This window comes from Saccharothrix saharensis, assembly GCF_006716745.1.
Taxonomy (GTDB): Bacteria; Actinomycetota; Actinomycetes; order Mycobacteriales; family Pseudonocardiaceae; genus Actinosynnema; species Actinosynnema saharense.
On the sequence record NZ_VFPP01000001.1, the window covers coordinates 7550696 to 7566962 of the forward strand.

A 16267-nucleotide genomic window follows, 5' to 3' on the forward strand; every position below is an offset into this window, starting at 1 on the left:
CCGGAAAGACTGATCTTGGAATAAGGCCGCCGACCACCTGGGTTGACTTCTTCAGTGCCGATTCCGCCGCCCGCGGGTCCGATGGGAATCCGCGACGACATCTACGAGGTATTCCTGAGGCCGGCTCGCTTCTCTCACGGCCACCAGCGCCGCGCGTCGTCGACCGCTGCGGCCAGGCTGTCGTGAAACCCGGGACCGGCGAGTTCCGCCAGCCTCGGGGCGGCCAGGTCCAGGAGCGCGAGGCAAGTCGTCCGACTTACCGACCGCGTCGTACGGCGAAGCACGACGACCAAGTCCGGGCCCTGCAGGACCGTCACGGCGCGAGTGACCACCGCGACCAGCAGCCCGCGGTCCCGGCTCGGTGCCGCCGCCACGGCCCGTGCGAGGTAAGAGGCGGAGTTGAGGACGGGCACCAGGCCGGTAAGCGCCCGCGTCCGGGCTTCCTCGGGGAGGAGTTCCGCGGCGGACAGCGCTACACCCACCTCGGCGGCGGTCAAGCTCGGTGCGGCCGAAGCCAACGCGCGAGCTCTGCGGAACGGATCGTCCATCGCCAGGATCTCGGGCAGCGTGCGGACGAGCGGCGGGGCAGGCCTGTGTCCCACGGCGGTGGTGCGCTCGTCGGGCACCGCGTATCCGGCCAGCACGCCGGCACGGGTCCGGTGGTTGGCCGCTGCGAAGGCGTCGTCGGGGTCGGCGGGGGCGGTGGTGATGGTGCGCGCCGCGGTCAGCGCGGCGGCGAGCACCGGTGGCCGTTCGCCGACGGGCAGCCGGGCCGCGACCGCCGTCAGCAGGACGGCCCGGGCGTCGAGGTCGGAGATCCCCGCCGCGGCGGCCAGCACCTCGGCGAGATCGTCGTCGGAACTTGTCGGGATGAGGGCGACGATCTCGTCGACCCGGGCGAGTTCGCTGTCCGCGGTGGTGCTCTTCAGCAGCGCACCGATCCGCGGCTGCGGCGCCTCGCGCGGCGGGGCGGTTCCGGCTGCGGCGGACACCGCTTCATCGACCAGGTCATCGGGCAGATCCGGCAGGATCCGCCGGACGGCCTCCGCGCGATCGTGCTCGCCGGCAACGGACATCGCCGAGTTCAGCGCGTCCCGGAGCAGGTTCCGCTTGGGTTGCCCGTCCAGGCTTCGCGCGATCGCCGCCTGTGCCGCGGCACGCCACCCGCCGTGCCTTACCTGGGACGCGATCGACACCGCGTCGGCCACGTCCGTCAGGTGCGGTGCGATCCGCGTCAGCACGTCCCCGGTGATGTGGGTGACGGGATCACGGGCAGCGGCCAGCGCCCACGCCACCGCCGGAGGACGGAGGTGATCCGGTAGGAGCGGGACCAGCGCGGCGAGCAACAGCGCCCTGGCAGGCGGGGCGTGCAGCCTGCGGGCGTGCGCGAGCGCCCGCTGCGGCGTCCACATCCCGGCCTTCACCAAGGCGACCACCAGGTCGGCCGGGATGTTCGCGGTGAGGCTGGTGATCGAGGAGGTCGCGAGCGCGCACCGTGCCTCGTCCACCAGCGTCGGCGCGGGTCTGCCCGCGGCCAGCGCCCCATCGGTTCGGTGAGCGAGGTGCGCCCACAGAGTGGAGATGTCGGCGAGGTAGTCGTCGACGGCGTCGGCGTGCTCGTGGGCGGCGAACCACAGGTTGCCCGTCCGGCCCTCGGTGGTGAGGAGCCGGCGGAGGTCCTCGATCCGCCCGGCGTCGAGCAGGTGCCCCGCCAAGTGTCGCACCGCGTACCCCGACCCCGCGGTCAGCAGGTCGAAGTCGGCGGCCAGCCGCGGCAACCCGGCGTCGAGTCCGCCGAACCTGGCGAGGTGGTGGTCGACGATCCGGTGACGTGCCGCCGCCGCCGCCGCGGCCAGGGTCTCGCTCCAGTACCAGTCCTCCTCGGACCCGAAGTCCCCCAAGGGACGGCCGTTCAGGAACTCCCGCAGGCTGGTGTGGTGAACGGCGAACCTGCGAGCCGTCGGCCCCGCGCGCTCCACGGCGAGGAACGGCCGAAGGGTGCCGTGGCACCAACGCCGGACCGCGGCCTCGTCGACGTCGGCCGCCAACGCGAGGTCGGCGGCGTCGAGCGGCTCTCCGATCACGGCGACGACGCCCAAGAGCCGCAGCAGCCCCACGTCCCAGTCCGGGCTCCGGCTCCAGCGGTCCACGGTGTCGGTGTAGTAGCGGGACAGGCCCGAGGGCAGAGTGGCGAGGTCTCGCACGTCGCGAACCCCGTTCCGCAGTTCCTCGACGGCGTAGCGCAAGTACACCCAAACGCCCTGGCACCGGTTCGACAGCGCGGTGATGACCTCCTCGTCGGCAAGCTCCGGCGGCAGCACGGCACGCAGGTGCGCCTCGACGTCGAGGCGGTTACGCGGATCATCGGCCGCCAGCCGCACCACGGCCTGGTTGCCGCCGGTGCGCGGCGGCGGGTGGCCGGTGCGATAGGTGCCCACCACGAACACCCCGTCCGGCAGCACGAACGGCAGCCCCCACGGCTGCCCGTCGATCTCCGCCTCGTCCGCCCCATCAACGACCAGGACCAGTGGGCTCCCCGCGACCCGCGCCCGCTGGGCCGCCGCGTGGAGCACCACCTCGAACCCCTCCGCGGTGAACGCCCACTCCGGCACCATCGCGCTCGGCGCGATGTCCGTCAGTGACCACCGCCGCACCAGCTGGCCGATCAAGTTCTGCAACCCGACCCGCACCGTCGTGCCCCTGCTCACCCCGGCGAAGTGCCCCACCCACCCCCGCTCCAGCACCAGGAACGCGGCCAACGCCGTCTTCCCCACTCCGGCGTCTCCTTCGACCCAGACGTACCCGCCGGGCATCTCGGCCAGACGTCTATCGATCTCCGCGAGCACCCACTCCCGCCCGGTGAACCCCTCGCTCAAGACCCGGTCAGTCACCTGCCGGTGCTCCCGGACGGCGTTCTCCACCGACACCGCAGCGGAGCCCGCCGACCCAGGGGTGATGGTGTGGCCCTGGACCGCGGCCGTGAGATTGCCGTGGACGAGGTTGGGCATGGACTGGTGGCCGGTGACCTCGAGCAGCAGGCTGGTGGGCGCTGGTGGCAGGGTGGGCGCGGGTGATGAGAGCCGGCGGGTTCCGGTGGTCGTGTGGCGGATTTGATCAAATGTGCCAACGGAGGGCACGGCACCGTAGACCTGCCGCATCAGGCCGGTAAGGCGGTCGATCCAGGCGGGAACATCGGTGTGGCGCCCGAGTGCGGCAAGGGCGCGGACGCCGAGTAGTAGGAACTCGTCGGTCGGGTGGCGCTCCACCAGGACGTGCAACTCCCGCAGCACCCGGTCGGCGTGGCCGTTGTCCAGCAAGGCTTGCAGGTGGTGCTCTTTGACCGTTCGGTGCCGAATGACCATGTCCTCGCGGCGGCGGTCGGCCCAATCGCCGCCAAGCCCGGCCAGCGGGGCACCCCGCCACAGGTCGAATGCTTCCTCGAACCTGTCGAGGTCACAGGCCTGGTGAGCAGCGTCGGCCAAGGAGACGAACCGGTGATAATCCACCAGCATCGGATCGATGGTGAGCGTGAAGAACCCGGGACGTGAGCCGCTGTCCAGCCAAGAGCCACTGCCGCCCGCGCGGATGAGGGCACTCCGGATGCGCTTGGCATAGGTCCGGATGGTGGACTCGGGATTCTTGGCCTGCTTGCGTTCCGGGTTGTCCGGCGACCACAGGCAGTCGATCAGCATCCCGGCGCTGACCGGTTTGCCCAGGGACAGGGCCAACACAGCCAGCATGCACTCCTGCGTTCTTGTTTGCAGCTTGTGATCGCCGTGGTCACTGCGAATCCCGACACCGTCCAACAGTCGGATCTCCACCCGCGCCCTACTGGAAGTCCCGACCCGTGCGGAAGGTGACGGGCGGTCGATCGGCGGCTCGCGCGTGCGCCGGGGAAGCGTCGGGATCCGATTCTGACGCACTGGCTCGGGTCGTTCCCGCTCAACCACGCCGACCGTGACGGAGGACCCGTCGCGTGCGTTGATCACCAGGTTGTAGTCGCCCGCGACCACCGGCCCGTCGGTGCTCCCGCCGACGTCCATGTGGCGACTGTCGCCTTCGTGCTCGCCTGGCCGTCCGAGGTCGTCCGGTGTACGGCTCACTGCCCGCTTCCTCCTCGTGACGTGGGAAATCCGGCGTCGGAGGTTCCGCTAGAGCAACCGCCACCAGGCATCACCCGAGGTCTCCCTTGACGAGCACCGCCACATGGCGATAACCGGCGGGCCCGATCCGGCAGTAGCCCTCGTCCACGACGCGTTTCACCGCGTCCGACACCACCAGCGCGAGGCACGCGTCGCCGTCCTCTTCGAGCGCGCGCTTCACTTCGGGCGCGTCCGCCAGGCGTGCGGCGTGCACCAACGGGGTGCCCGACCACTCACCACTCACCCGATCGACGTAGCCCACGTGCACTGCGGCCCGCAGGTCGATCCGGTAGCCGTCACTGGCTGCCGCGTTGTGCTCCCGCAGCGCCTTCGCGACCGCCTCGACGAACGTGTCGAGGACGTCGACCGGCGTGACTGCCTCCGGCATCACGACCTGCACGCCGTCACCGCGGTCGACCACCTCGAAACTGTCCTCAACCACTCCGAGCGCCGCAGCCCCAGCGTGGACGCACTCCTCCAGCGCCCGGCGCATACGTCGCTGCCCGACGTTATTCCGCGAGCTGGACCTCTGGACGTCCGTGGTCACCACGACCCGATGCGCCGCCAGCAGATCGGGCCGTCGACCCGATTCGGTCCCAACCGCGGCATCGCGCTCGGCGTCATTCACACGGATCACATGGCCGACACCGGCCGCCACCGGACCGTGGGCGTTCCCGCCGATCTTCACGCTCACATCGCCGACCGGTCGCCCTTGCATCACGACTCCTCACCGCCGAACCGCACTCAGATCCAGCCACCTGCAGCAATCGTTCACCCCACGGTGAGACCCGGTGAACGCAGTTGTACGGATCAGCCCACGCACTTCTCGAGTCATATGACGCACAGGTCGCCCGTTCAGCCGCTCGGCCCACCCGATTGGTCGACGGTCGATACGTGTCCCTGCAGATGCCAGGCGAACATGATCAGCAGGCGGCCCTTCAAGCCTGGCAAACGAGCGGTTCTGTCGCTGATTGCATGATCAACGGTTCGAGCTGAAGGGCCGTCGAACTGCGCCGCTGCTACTGGTTGAGCAGGGATTCGCTTGCGCAGCAGGGCGAAGCCAGCCCGTAGGTCTGCCGCTTGAGCAGCGGAATCTTGTTGACGACTCCTTCTGTAGGGCCGTTGTTGTGGGGCAGGGGTCAGCCCGGCGGTCACGGCGTCGTTGTCCTTGCGCATGCCGTGGACGAAGCGGTGCAGGGCGGGCAGGTCGTCGCCCAGGACCGCTTCGATCCAGCTGTCGAGGTCCTGGCCTCGGCGGTGGGTGAGGATCCTCGCGAACTCGCGGACCCGTTGTGTGAGGGCGGTCATGGGTGGGCAGCTGGTGGTCAGGTCGTCGAGATGGCGGCGGTGGTGCTCAGGCAGGCTTTCGGGCTTGCTCGTGAGTCAGGTGACCAGGCGCCGTGGCGAGGGCGGGACGAGGTCGGGTTCGGCGCGGCCTTGTTTCAGATAGCGGATTAGCAGGTTGGCGCTGCCGAGATAGCCCAGGGCACGGATCTCGGCGAGCAGGTGGGGGATCGGGATATCGGGTTGCCGCGCCAGACGGCGGCGCAGGTGGCCGGGGTAGGGGTCGACCATGCTGCGCCGGTCGGACGGTGATGGTCACCGCGTGTCTTCAACCCCGTTAACACCACGACCGCCCTGATGACCGCATCATCGACCACCGTCGCGTCCACCAAGTCCGGGTGGTCGGTCACGCAGCGGCCGGCCCCCAGCGTCGGGACCGTCCGCAGCGCCGAGTCGCCACCAGGCGCTCTGCGAACTCCGGCCGCCGCGACGTCAGGTGCCGCAGCGGCTCCGGCAGCTCGGCAAGCCCGACGCCGTCCACCGCATCGAACAGCTCGTCGATGATCCGGTCATCGAACCGGTCCGCTGCACGACCAGCAACCGTCGTCAACCGACGCCGCGCCGCGGCCGTAGCGTCGACGTCAACCGCCGGGTCCAGGTCGAGAACATCGAGGTCGTCCAGGATGCCAGCGGTCGCTGGGTTCGCGGACGCCCGCAGGTTCCGCCGTCGCTCCACCCGTCCAGCACGCGCAACAGCCCGAACCCGCAGCCTCTCAGCCCGCTCGGCTTCCTCCACCAGAGCCAACATCATCCCTCCGTCTACTGTCCCTCGGCGCGGCCGTGCAAAGCACCGCAGTCCTACTGCTCGCCTGCGACGGCGTGATCCCGCGGTTCGACCACACGCTCTTCGCCGATACCGGCTGGGAGCCGCGTGCCGTATAAGCCAACCTGAACCGACTCCGCACCCTTGCCGAATCCAAGGGCATACCTGTGCACCGGGTTTCGGCAGGCAACATCCGCACGGATGCCCTCGATCCCGGACACCGATTCGTCCCCATGCCCCTGCACACACTCAACTCTGACGGATCACGTGGATTGGCACGAAGGCAATGCACACACGAATACAAGATCGGGCCTTTGAAGAAAGCTGCCCGCGAACTTCTGGGATACCCGCATCCCCGACGAGTCCCGCGCGGCGTGTACGCCGAACAGGCGATCGGCATCAGCGCCGACGAATTCATCCGCGCCGAAAATTCGGGTCTGCGGTTCCTGCGCAACGTGTTCCCGCTGATCGACCTCGGTCTCGACCGAGCAGCCTGCCTCGACTACCTCTCCGAACGAGGATTCGCCGACACCGTGAAGTCGGTGTGTGTCGGCTGCCCCTTCCACGGCAACGCCGGCTGGCCCGAGGCGGTCGAGTTCGACAAAGCCATCCGCAATGGCTATTTACGCGCGACCGCTCAAGGCCAACCTCTCCACGGCCGCTACTTCCTCCACCACTCCTGCATCCCGTTGGACCAAGTCGACCTCGACGCTCCGGCCAAGCGCAAACGTCACCTCACGTTGCTCACGGACGATTCGGCGGAAGCGGCCGACCCTGACGAGTGCTCGCCGTGGTCCTGCCGGTCCGGTGCGTCGGTCGACGCCAACGAGGCCGCGTGATGGCGATGGCGGACACGATCGAAGTATCGGCCGTTCGGGGCAGAGGGCGCTACTTTTCGTCGGCGGCCCGCGGCCGTGTCGTGGGCGGCGCGCTGATCGCTTGGGGGTGAAGTATGGAGATCGCTGATTCCGGCGAGCGCGTGCGTGTCGTGCCGCCGGACAAGGTCGTCGAGTGCCTCGCCGCGCTGACGACGCTCCCGCGAACGTGGGCCGAGCGGGTGCCCGCCGATCCCGCTGCGTTGTTGACGGCTGAGCAGTTGGGGGAGTTGCTGCAGCTCTCACCGCGGACGCTCAAGGACCAGGCCGCGGCCGGGGGCCTGTCGCACCACCGGTTCGGCAAGCACTACCGGTTCTCCCGCAGCGACATCAGCGCGATCCTGCGGCTCACCCAGCAGTCGGAGAAGCCGCAGCGCAGGCGCCTGAACTTCGCCTGACGGCGGTGGCGCCTTCCTCGAACCGGAGAAGGAAGGGACGGATGTGGCATACGGACAACCAGATGGATCGAACGGGTGGCGATCCCGGTACAAACGGCCCGACGGCAGCTGGGGAGCAAGGCGGGTTTCCCTTCGGAGAAGGCCGCCGAAGAGTGGGGCGCCGAGCAAGAGGCGCTGATCCGTCGGAACATGTGGATCGACCCGAGGGACGCTGAGACGCCGTTCGGCGAGTTCGCCGAGGAGTGGTTCGCGGCGGTGTCACCACGCCTCGAACTCAACACGCAGGTCAAGTACCGGTCCTACCTCGACAACCACCTGCTTCCGCAGTGGCAGGCGTGGCGATGATCGGCATCTTCAACGGCTACGTCGAGATCGAGCGGTGGCTGTCGTGGCTTCATGACGAGGAGTACGCCGAGTCGAGCATCGCCTCGATCTTTGCCACGTTCTCGACCATTCTCAACGCTGGTGTTCGGGCGAAGATCATCCCCGCCAACCCTTGCTACGGCGTGAGGGTCACCGGTGGTGAGTTCGAGAACGAGCGACTGGTCGCCTCACCCGTGCAGGTGCTGCGGGCGGCCATGAGGTTGTACGAGTCGGAGATGGGCCTGTCCGGGTTCACGCTGTGCCTGCTCGACTTCTACACCGGAGGTCGGTGGAGCGAGCTGGTCGGGCAGGAGCGGCACGAGTACGACGAGGCGGGGCGGGCGATCACCGTCCGGTATCCGCTGAAGGAGGTCAGCGGAAAGCTGTTCAAAGCTGGTGCGGAGGTGTCGCACGACCGGCCGACGTCCAGGCCGGACGTGGGCCATGTCACTCCACGACGTACGAAAGGCAAACGGGGCAGGACGAAGACTCCAGCGGGGACGAGGCCGATCGTGCTGCCGCCCAGCATCGCTGTGTTCTACGAAACACTTCTCGACAGCCAGCGCGGCCCGTTCGTGTTCACCTCGCCGGATGGCACGTTGCTCCGCCGGAGCAACTTCCGACAGCGGTTCTGGCGGCCGGCCTGGGACGGACGCAAGCCCGACCAACCCAGTGCTCCTGATCACACTCCGGCAATCCTGCCGTGGATCACCTTCCACGAAGGCAGGCACACGCACGCGACCTGGATGGTCGAGGACGGCGTGCCGCAGGTCGCACGTCGAGCCCGGCTCGGGCAGAAGATGAAGGGGATCGCACGGGTCTACGACCATGTGACGAGCGTCATGAAGGCACAGCTGATCAACGGTCTGGAAGCACGGTGGTTCGGATCGCTGCTGGCCCTTCGGGACGACGAACTGGCCACAATCATCGGATGGTTCCCGCACCTGCGGGCCGCAGTCGCGGACCTGCGAGCACTACCGTCCGAGCGTGCCATCGCCTTTTTATCGCCTTTGATCTTGCACAACATGCAAGAAGCCCGGCCTCAAGATCGAGGACCGGGCTTCTGACCTGCGTTTATCTATGGTGGACGATACTGGGATTGAACCAGTGACCCCTACCGTGTCAAGGTAGTGCTCTCCCGCTGAGCTAATCGTCCGAGGCGGAGACGGGAATCGAACCCGTGTACAGGGCTTTGCAGGCCCTTGCCTAAGCCACTCGGCCACTCCGCCGTGATTCCTGAAGGCTAGCACCCAGGAGTCAGGCCTGAGCCCAAGGGGCCCTCTGCCGAGCGGATGACGAGACTCGAACTCGCGACCCTCACCTTGGCAAGGTGATGCGCTACCAACTGCGCTACATCCGCATGCTCCGTGGATATCGCGGAACTTTCCCTTTTGGGGCTTGTCGTTCCGGTCTTCCCCGGTGCGAGAGGAACTTTATTACATGCACCGCAGCGGGATCAAATCGGGGGTCCCTTGATCCCCGGGCAGGCCCGCTACCTGCGCTTTTACGTCAGGTCGTTGGAGATCAGGTGGGTCAGGGCCTCGTCCACGTCGACCCACAGGTGCTCGTTGCCGGGCACCACGACGTCGTAGGTCCGGTCGAGGAAGTCGGCCAGTTCCTGCGCCGAGGCCTCGAACATGGCGTGGCCGGACGGCGAGCTCAGCTCGATCACGACGACTTCGGGGTCGTCGGCGGCCGGGCGGATGCGGACGTCGCCGTCACCCGCGTCGGCGATCAGGCCGTCGGCGAGGAGGTCGCGGGCGAAGACCCACTCCACCCAGCCGGCGCGGCCGGTGCGGAACGCGGCGACTACCGCGTACGGGTCTTTCGTGTCATAACGAAGCTCCACCTGCACCGGGACGGCCGGGGTCCGCGGCGCCAGCAGGTCGAAGACCGCTGTTGAGCGGAGTGTCACGTGGTCGTTGCGCATCGTCGTTACCCTCTTCTCCCTTCCCGGCCAATGGAACGACCGAGTTCTCTTCTTGTGACGTATATGTGGCGAGGAACGCTCGACTCCAGATGGTTTATCACCCGATCGGGCCCATACAACTCCACTGGGCGACCACCTCGATGCGTTCCGTGTCCACTGGGTCCGGCTCCACCCATCTTGCTGGGTTTGGCCTGACCCCGGTACCGGCTGTTGCGCGAATGTTGGACGGAGGGCCCTCTCTGGTGGCTGGCCCACCCTCACGACGCGACACCGGCCACCGCACGACCGACGTGGAACTCGCCGCCGGGGTCACGATGGGTGACCGCACCCGCGTTCGGCGAACTCTACGACCGGCACGCGACGCCCTCGTACCGGCTGACCCTGCGGATCTGCGTCCATCCCGGCCTGGCCGGGGACGTCGTCCAGGAGGCGTCTCCGGCCCTCTGGCGCACGCCGCGACCTACGACGGCTCCCGCAGCGGCTTGGCACGTGGCTGGTGACCGTGGTGCGCCACCGCGCGGTCGACGCGGTCCGCCGCGAGAAGGCCCAGCGTAGACGAAGTGTGCCCTTGCCTGGCGAGGTCTCCGAGCGCAACGTCACACCGACGGAGGTCCCAGAGCGCGCCGTTGACCGGAGTGATCGGCGCGGAGGTGCGTGACGCGCTGCGGCGGTTGGTCGGCCGGAGATTGCGGCTTACCCAGCTGGACGGTCGGGTGGCGCAGCGGGACGTGCGTGCGGAGCGGTTGAAGCGCGCGCTGGAGATCGCGGTCGACCCGGAGTCGGGCCGTGCTGCGGAGCGTGTCGGGTGACACGGTGACCGCATTGCTGTCAGGCGTGAACGCCGTCGCAGCCATGCCGGCGGACCTGCCGGCAACGACGCGACGCGGCAGGTTCACTCGGTGTCGGGGATCAGCGAGGTGGAACTTGTGGCATTGACCACATTCGACGTCGCGGCGGATACTCGGAACGTCCGGTTGCCGGCGTGGTCCGCGGACGCGTGACTGCATCACGGCTTCGGGATCTCGCTGCAAGAGGGCCGCACGGCACCGGCGCAACCGTCGTCCGTACTCGCATCGGGCCAGGTGAGCCCTGCGTGAACCACGAATGAGCGATGATGTGCGCATGAGCACAGAACAGCGCGAAGACACCGACAAGGGGACGGGGCACCGCCACCGGTTCCGCCGCAACCCCGCGCTGAACCTGACCTACCGCATCGGTGTCGGCGTGGTCGGCGGCTTGGTCCTGGTCGCGGGCGTGCTGATGATCCCGTACCCGGGTCCCGGCTGGCTGGTCGTCTTCGCAGGTCTGGCGATCCTGGCCACCGAGTTCGAGTGGGCGGGCCGGGTGCTGAGGTTCGCCAAGCGCTACTACGACGCGTGGGTGGCGTGGCTGAAGCGGCAGAACCTCTTGGTGAAGGGTCTCGTGCTGGCCGCCACCGGGCTGGTCGTGGCGGTCACGTGCTGGCTGCTCGGCGCGTTCGCGCTGGTCGGCGGCTGGTTCGGGCTGGAGTGGAGCTGGTTGCAGAGCCCGATTTTTGGTTCGCGGGGATGATGTTGTAAGCTATGGCCACACCGCGAGAGCGGGAGCGGGAACTGAATAAGGGCGTTTAGCTCAGCGGGAGAGCGCTTCGTTCACACCGAAGAGGTCACTGGTTCGATCCCAGTATCGCCCACAGTGTGTTTTACGTGGTCAACGGCTCGTAGACGATCTTCGTCTGCGGGCCGTTGATCGTTTGTGGGAGCAAAATGGGAGCAACTGATCTTGACCACAGTTGTTGCTTCGAAGAGGTCACAGGGTTTTGCTCCCATACTGCTCGCAGCGGGCTTGGAGTCCTGCGAGCATCGCGTCGACCATCGGCCGGGTGACGTGGGAGTAGACGCCCATGACGCCGCGGAACTTGTGTCCGATCCTCTTGTGCTGGAGTACTTCGGTAACGCCGTCCTCGATGAGCCGGGTCTTGGGGGTGTGGCGCAGGTCGTGGAAGTGCATGTGCGGTTTGATCGGTGCCCACCCCAGCGTCGTGTCGCCCTGTAGCGCGGGTAGCCAGACCCGTCGGCGGAAGTGGAGCGGCGGTGCAGGCCGCCGTCCTGGCCGGTGAACACGAACTGCCCGGTCGGCTTCGCGCACCGCCAGCTCCGCCAGCTGTTCGGCGAGGAACGTCGGCAGGTGCACGGTGCGGACGCCGGCCGGTGTCTTGGGCGGGTTGAGGTGCAGCTTGCCGTGCGGTTCGTGTAGCGCGCCGTCGCGGGCGTCGATGCGGATCTCCTGCTTGTCCAGGTCGACCCGGGACCACTGCAGTCCGGCCAGTTCACCCCAGCGCATGCCGGTGTAGGCCGCGGTGACGATCAGGACGGGGTTACCGGCCGGTGTCCGTTCGGCCAGCGCGGTCACCTCATCGGCCTCGGCGTGCGGCCGCTCGGGTTGGTCACCGGAGTTGAGTCGCGGGTTGCGGCACGAGTTCGATCCGAACAGGCCTTCGTCGACCGCCTCACCCAGGATCATCGACAACAGCCCGACGACGTCGGCGACGCTGCGCTCGCTCAACGACCGCCGCAACGTCTTCGCCCACGCCTTGATCACCAGCCGCGACAACTCGCCCACTCCGTGCCGGTGAAGCGGGGCAGGATGTAGGCGTCGGGTTGGCACACCCTCGCTGGGCTGGAACGTCAGGCCAGCCACCACCACGCCGCCCGGGAAGCGCTGCACGAGTGCCGGCGAGCCCTGGCTGGCGTGTCCGGGTGGTCGGAGGTGGGGTTGGGCCGGATGTACGTGCAGGAACTGTTCCTGCTGGCAGGCGCGGCGGAGGGCGAGCTCGCCGAGACGGTGTTCAGTCGAGGCGGACCGGCAGGCCCGCGACTTGCCTGACCTGCCCCTGGTGGTGTTGCACACCGCCGCCGAAGCGGCCGACAAGATCGGCGACCGAACCAGGGCTGGCATTACCGGAAGCTCCGCGATGCCGAGCAACAGCGCATCGACACCGAGATGGGGCGAGCCCGCCGTTGACGTGCCACCATCAGACCCTGGCAGGACCTCGACCCCTCACCGTCCGGCATGAGCACGCTCAGGGCACGCGATCAGCGGCATGAGAGTGCATTGCGGCCGATCTTCGGCGGTTTGATCAACCAGCACGTGCCCTCCACCTAACGGACAGGTCACAGCCAGCGGCCGGCTTCTGACACTCACAGGGATGAAGCCGTGCCCCGAAAGCACCCTTCCCGATGCCGCGTACCGGCCCTACAGTTGCCCGGCAAGACTGGGAAGCGCGGTTCACCTTTGCAGTCCGAGGGGTGACGACTGTGCACAGGAACGAAGAGGTGTTCATTTGAGGACAATCCTCGGGATGCTATTTGTGATATACATGGCCACAGCGATCGCCATAGTCGGCACCGGGACCGCGAGCGCCACCGAAACCTCCTCACTAAGGACGACGGTCGATGCCGGGATCATGGCTTCGCCGAAGTGCGGCGGCACCCAAAACTTCGGGCCGATCCGCTATCAGCCGTGCGTGCGATATAACTGCGACAATACTTCCTGTTTCCACCGCGGATACCTCGGCCTGATCAACACCGCCACGAGTGCCCGAACGGTCACCTGGACACTCGATTACTCCATCGATGACGGAGAATGGTACTGGGAGGACAGCGGCACCGTGACGCTCGCCGCCGGGCAGCAGATGACGATCCATACCAGCGGTGACCGTCTGTTCAAGTCGCCCTGCGGGGTCACTGTTTGGAGAATGCTGCACGTTTCCTATAGTTCCGGGACCAGTGGACCTGCCTATGCCTGGGACTATATGGCCTGCGGGTAGTCGATCAGACACTTCTGTTCGTAATGCCGAGTTTGCCGGCCGGAGGCGTTGACCACTGGCCGGCAATCCGTGCGCTCACCATGGTGTTGAGGATGTCGCCCAGTCGTTGCCGTCGGCGGATGTCGAGGTGGGCTATGGCTGCTTGGTCGGTGGCTGGTGGTGGCAGTGGGGGTGTAGTGGTCGGGCGTTGGCGATGCCTTGGTGGGGTCGGTGGGGGTTGTAGAACTGCTCGTGCTCGCGCAGGGTGTGGAGTAGGTGCTGTTGGTTCCAGATCAGCGTGCGGTCGAGGAGTTCTCGGCGGCAACTGCGGATCCAGCGTTCCATGATCGCGTTCATCCGCGGGATGCGGACTCCGCTGAGGACGACCTTGATGCCGCGTCGACGAGGACAGCGTCGAACAGGGCGGGGGTACTTCCCGTCGCGGTCACGGATCAGGAACCGTGCGGGGCTGCCCGCGCTTTGAAGGTCCATGACGAGGTTTCGGGCGGCGTGGGCGACCCAGGCCGCGGTGGGATGCGCGCTGGTGCCGAGGACGCGGATCCGGCGGTTGGCGTGTTCGATGACCGCGAGTACGTACAGGCGGGTGCCGCTCAACGTGGAGGTCTCGAAGAAGTCGCAGGCCAGGAGCACGTCGGCTTGGGAGTGGAAAAGGCCGACCACGTCGTCGTGGTGCATTCGGGCGCCGGGTCGATTCCGGCGTCGTTGAGGATCTGCCAGACGGTGGACGCGGCGATTTTGATGCCGAGTGCGAGGAGCTCGCCGTGATGCGGCGGTAGCCCCAGGCGGGGTTCTCCCGCGCCAGGCGCAGCACCACGAGTCCGATCGAGCGGATGGTCCGTGGTCGGCCGGGCCGCTTGGGGCGGGAGCCGGCCGCGTGGCGGCGTGCGATGAGGCTGCGGTGCCATCGCAGCACTGTCTCCGGACGCACCGGCAATCGGAGCCGACGAAGTGTGGCGGCCGGAAGTCGGTGTAGCAGTGTCGTGAGCACCGCTCGGTCGCCGGGAGAGAGCCGCAGACGGGCGTTACCCAGTTGGCGTTTCAGGATCGTGATTTGGTGCCGTAGCGCCAGGATCTCCACGTCCTTGTCCCGATCGCTCATGGGGTAACAGGCGCAGCAGCGCGAACACGTTGTTCATGCCGAGGTCAGCCAGTCGGAGCAGCAGCCGCTCATCATGCCGTGCTGGTCGACGTCACAGCGAATGGCAGCCGTGCCCGCGAACGCTCAACTCCCCTTGGGCTTCGTACGTCCTCTACCAGCATGGATGAAGTTACCGGCAGGCACAGCCTCAGGCGAAGACGTAGGTGCCAATGCCCGCCGCCGTGGTGAGGCCGGGTTCGGTGAGACAGGCCGGCAGGTTGAGGTTGGCCAACTCGACGATGTGCGTGGTGGAGGCACCGGTGAACTTGCCCGCGGTCACCGTCCCGCTCTCCACGATGACCAGCGTGCCCAGCACGTAGTTGGCGGACCGGGTGTAGTCGATCGTGCTGGTGTGGCCGGTGTGCCAGGTGATCGTGTACGAGCCCTTGCCCGACGCCGCGAGATCGCTGCACGAGCGGGTGAGGCCGCGGATGGTCGCCTGGACATGCCCACTTATGACGGCCGGATCGGTGAGGGACGTGCAGGAGAGGACGTTGTGCACGCTCACGTCCACTGGCCGGGGTGTGGTGAGCAGGCCAGGGGAGTAGGTCACCGACTCGTTCTCTGTGCAGGTGAGATCGCCCGGAGTCGCGTGGGCGGAGGACGGCGGGAACAGCAGGGACAACGTGATCAGCGCCGACAGGATGAGCAGACCTCGGATGCTTCGCACTGCACCTCCACGGGGTGGGCTACCGGACGTGCACGACACTCGGACATGCGAGGAGACCTCGGTCCACGGCGACCGAGTCTCGCGGCTCGCTCCTCGGTCCTCAATCGGCTGAAAGGCTTGCGGTGGACCGCTGTCCGCGGAGTCCTTCGGTGCGTGCCGCAGAACTGCGGAGTCGATCGGCGCGAGGAAGTTCAGGATTCCGGGGCGGACCCTGCGCCGTCATGGTGTGCCCTATCCCGGAGGAGGCTCTGATGAGGCTGTCACGACTGGCCGGCGGCGCGGTGGTGGTGGTGCTGGTAGGCGCCTTGTCCGCCGCGCCGGCGCAGGCCGCGACCGTGGAGCAGGTCTGCGTGGGCACCGAGGTCACCACCTTCGACCCGCCGCTGACCTTCACCCCGCGCGAGACCACGATCGCCGTCAGCGGCGTCTTCCCCTCGTGCGCGAACGCAGGCGCGGTGACCGGGACCTACGCGGAGACGTTCAGCCTGACCGCGTCCTGCCTGACGCTGTTCGACTCCGGAGCGGCACAGCGGACGTTCACCTGGGGTGGGACGCTGGCCCCCAGCGAGTTCCAGTACAACGCCGTTTCCAACGCGGCGGGCGCTGCCGTGGTCACCACGAACACCGGGGTCGTCACCTCCGGCGGGTTCGCCCCGGCCGGGGCGGTGCAGGTGGTCAGCCTGGTGACGCCGAACGCCCTCCAGTGCCTGACCGCGGGAGTGGCGAGCATGGCCGGACCGACCACGCTCACCATCCAGCGCTCCTGACGGAGTTCGGCTCCACGACCTCGTCCGCCAAGACCGGAGCGGCCGCTAGTACCCGCGTCCCTGCATGCA

The 16267-nt window shown here is 67.7% G+C and carries 17 protein-coding genes and 4 tRNA genes; 9 read left to right on the plus strand and 12 right to left on the minus strand.

The window, feature by feature from the left end:
• Positions 1-134 precede the first annotated feature (134 nt).
• The 5 genes from FHX81_RS34465 to FHX81_RS34485 form a co-directional block, all read right to left on the minus strand.
• A complete protein-coding gene (locus FHX81_RS34465; RefSeq protein WP_141982691.1) occupies positions 135-4043 on the minus strand; it encodes an AfsR/SARP family transcriptional regulator in 3909 nt (1302 codons plus the stop codon).
• Between the two features lie 130 nt (positions 4044-4173).
• Positions 4174-4860, minus strand: a complete 687-nt coding sequence (locus FHX81_RS34470) for a hypothetical protein (protein WP_141982692.1) — start codon at positions 4858-4860, stop codon at positions 4174-4176.
• Between the two features lie 137 nt (positions 4861-4997).
• Positions 4998-5450 carry a hypothetical protein gene (locus FHX81_RS34475; RefSeq protein WP_141982693.1) on the minus strand — a complete coding sequence of 151 codons (453 nt, stop codon included), beginning with the start codon at positions 5448-5450 and terminating at the stop codon, positions 4998-5000.
• 75 nt (positions 5451-5525) lie between these two features.
• A complete protein-coding gene (locus FHX81_RS34480) occupies positions 5526-5717 on the minus strand; it encodes a hypothetical protein (protein WP_141982694.1) in 192 nt (63 codons plus the stop codon).
• 115 nt (positions 5718-5832) lie between these two features.
• Positions 5833-6234 (minus strand): hypothetical protein, encoded by a 402-nt coding sequence (locus tag FHX81_RS34485; protein WP_141982695.1) that lies wholly within the window; start codon positions 6232-6234, stop codon positions 5833-5835.
• Between the two features lie 329 nt (positions 6235-6563).
• Between FHX81_RS34485 and FHX81_RS42340 the strand changes: the two genes are divergently transcribed.
• The 4 genes from FHX81_RS42340 (at position 6564) to FHX81_RS34500 (ending at position 8952) form a co-directional block, all read left to right on the plus strand.
• Positions 6564-7088: a hypothetical protein gene (locus tag FHX81_RS42340; protein WP_246108115.1), complete on the plus strand. Its 525-nt coding sequence runs from the start codon at positions 6564-6566 to the stop codon at positions 7086-7088.
• 113 nt (positions 7089-7201) lie between these two features.
• Entirely contained in the window at positions 7202-7522 is a 321-nt protein-coding gene (locus tag FHX81_RS34495) for a helix-turn-helix domain-containing protein (protein ID WP_141982696.1), read from the plus strand.
• Positions 7523-7597: 75 nt separating this feature from the next.
• Positions 7598-7867 (plus strand): N-terminal phage integrase SAM-like domain-containing protein, encoded by a 270-nt coding sequence (locus FHX81_RS42345; RefSeq protein WP_246108116.1) that lies wholly within the window; start codon positions 7598-7600, stop codon positions 7865-7867.
• Positions 7864-8952, plus strand: coding sequence for a tyrosine-type recombinase/integrase (locus tag FHX81_RS34500; protein WP_425473901.1), 1089 nt, complete (start codon positions 7864-7866; stop codon positions 8950-8952). The genes FHX81_RS42345 and FHX81_RS34500 overlap by 4 nt, the downstream gene beginning before the upstream one ends.
• A gap of 14 nt (positions 8953-8966) precedes the next feature.
• Here the strand turns inward: FHX81_RS34500 and FHX81_RS34505 are convergent.
• From FHX81_RS34505 to FHX81_RS34520, 4 genes are all read right to left on the minus strand, one after another.
• Positions 8967-9041 (minus strand) — tRNA-Val (locus FHX81_RS34505).
• 1 nt (position 9042) lies between these two features.
• Positions 9043-9114 (minus strand) — tRNA-Cys (locus tag FHX81_RS34510).
• A 58-nt stretch (positions 9115-9172) separates the two neighbouring features.
• Positions 9173-9245, minus strand: a tRNA-Gly gene (locus FHX81_RS34515).
• A gap of 144 nt (positions 9246-9389) precedes the next feature.
• Positions 9390-9815, minus strand: coding sequence for an SsgA family sporulation/cell division regulator (locus FHX81_RS34520; RefSeq protein WP_073893954.1), 426 nt, complete (start codon positions 9813-9815; stop codon positions 9390-9392).
• Positions 9816-10441: 626 nt separating this feature from the next.
• On the opposite strand from FHX81_RS34520, the gene FHX81_RS40935 reads away from it, so the two are divergent.
• The 3 genes from FHX81_RS40935 (at position 10442) to FHX81_RS34535 (ending at position 11487) form a co-directional block, all read left to right on the plus strand.
• Positions 10442-10624, plus strand: a complete 183-nt coding sequence (locus FHX81_RS40935; protein ID WP_170232279.1) for a hypothetical protein — start codon at positions 10442-10444, stop codon at positions 10622-10624.
• 313 nt (positions 10625-10937) lie between these two features.
• A complete protein-coding gene (locus FHX81_RS34530; protein ID WP_246108118.1) occupies positions 10938-11366 on the plus strand; it encodes a TIGR02611 family protein in 429 nt (142 codons plus the stop codon).
• Positions 11367-11415: 49 nt separating this feature from the next.
• Positions 11416-11487, plus strand: a tRNA-Val gene (locus FHX81_RS34535).
• A gap of 116 nt (positions 11488-11603) precedes the next feature.
• Here the strand turns inward: FHX81_RS34535 and FHX81_RS34540 are convergent.
• Positions 11604-12779, minus strand: a complete 1176-nt coding sequence (locus FHX81_RS34540; protein ID WP_170232280.1) for a site-specific integrase — start codon at positions 12777-12779, stop codon at positions 11604-11606.
• 394 nt (positions 12780-13173) lie between these two features.
• Between FHX81_RS34540 and FHX81_RS34550 the strand changes: the two genes are divergently transcribed.
• Positions 13174-13623, plus strand: a complete 450-nt coding sequence (locus FHX81_RS34550; RefSeq protein WP_141982699.1) for a hypothetical protein — start codon at positions 13174-13176, stop codon at positions 13621-13623.
• A 132-nt stretch (positions 13624-13755) separates the two neighbouring features.
• Here FHX81_RS34550 and FHX81_RS41485 read toward each other — a convergent pair whose 3' ends face one another.
• Together FHX81_RS41485 and FHX81_RS34560 are read right to left on the minus strand one after the other, a co-directional pair.
• Positions 13756-14283 carry an integrase core domain-containing protein gene (locus FHX81_RS41485; protein WP_246108119.1) on the minus strand — a complete coding sequence of 176 codons (528 nt, stop codon included), beginning with the start codon at positions 14281-14283 and terminating at the stop codon, positions 13756-13758.
• 626 nt (positions 14284-14909) lie between these two features.
• On the minus strand, positions 14910-15431 hold the full coding sequence (locus FHX81_RS34560) for a hypothetical protein (protein WP_141982700.1): 522 nt from the start codon (positions 15429-15431) through the stop codon (positions 14910-14912).
• Between the two features lie 251 nt (positions 15432-15682).
• On the opposite strand from FHX81_RS34560, the gene FHX81_RS34565 reads away from it, so the two are divergent.
• Complete coding sequence (locus FHX81_RS34565) at positions 15683-16198, plus strand: hypothetical protein (protein ID WP_141982701.1); 516 nt, start codon at positions 15683-15685, stop codon at positions 16196-16198.
• Positions 16199-16267: the final 69 nt, after the last annotated feature.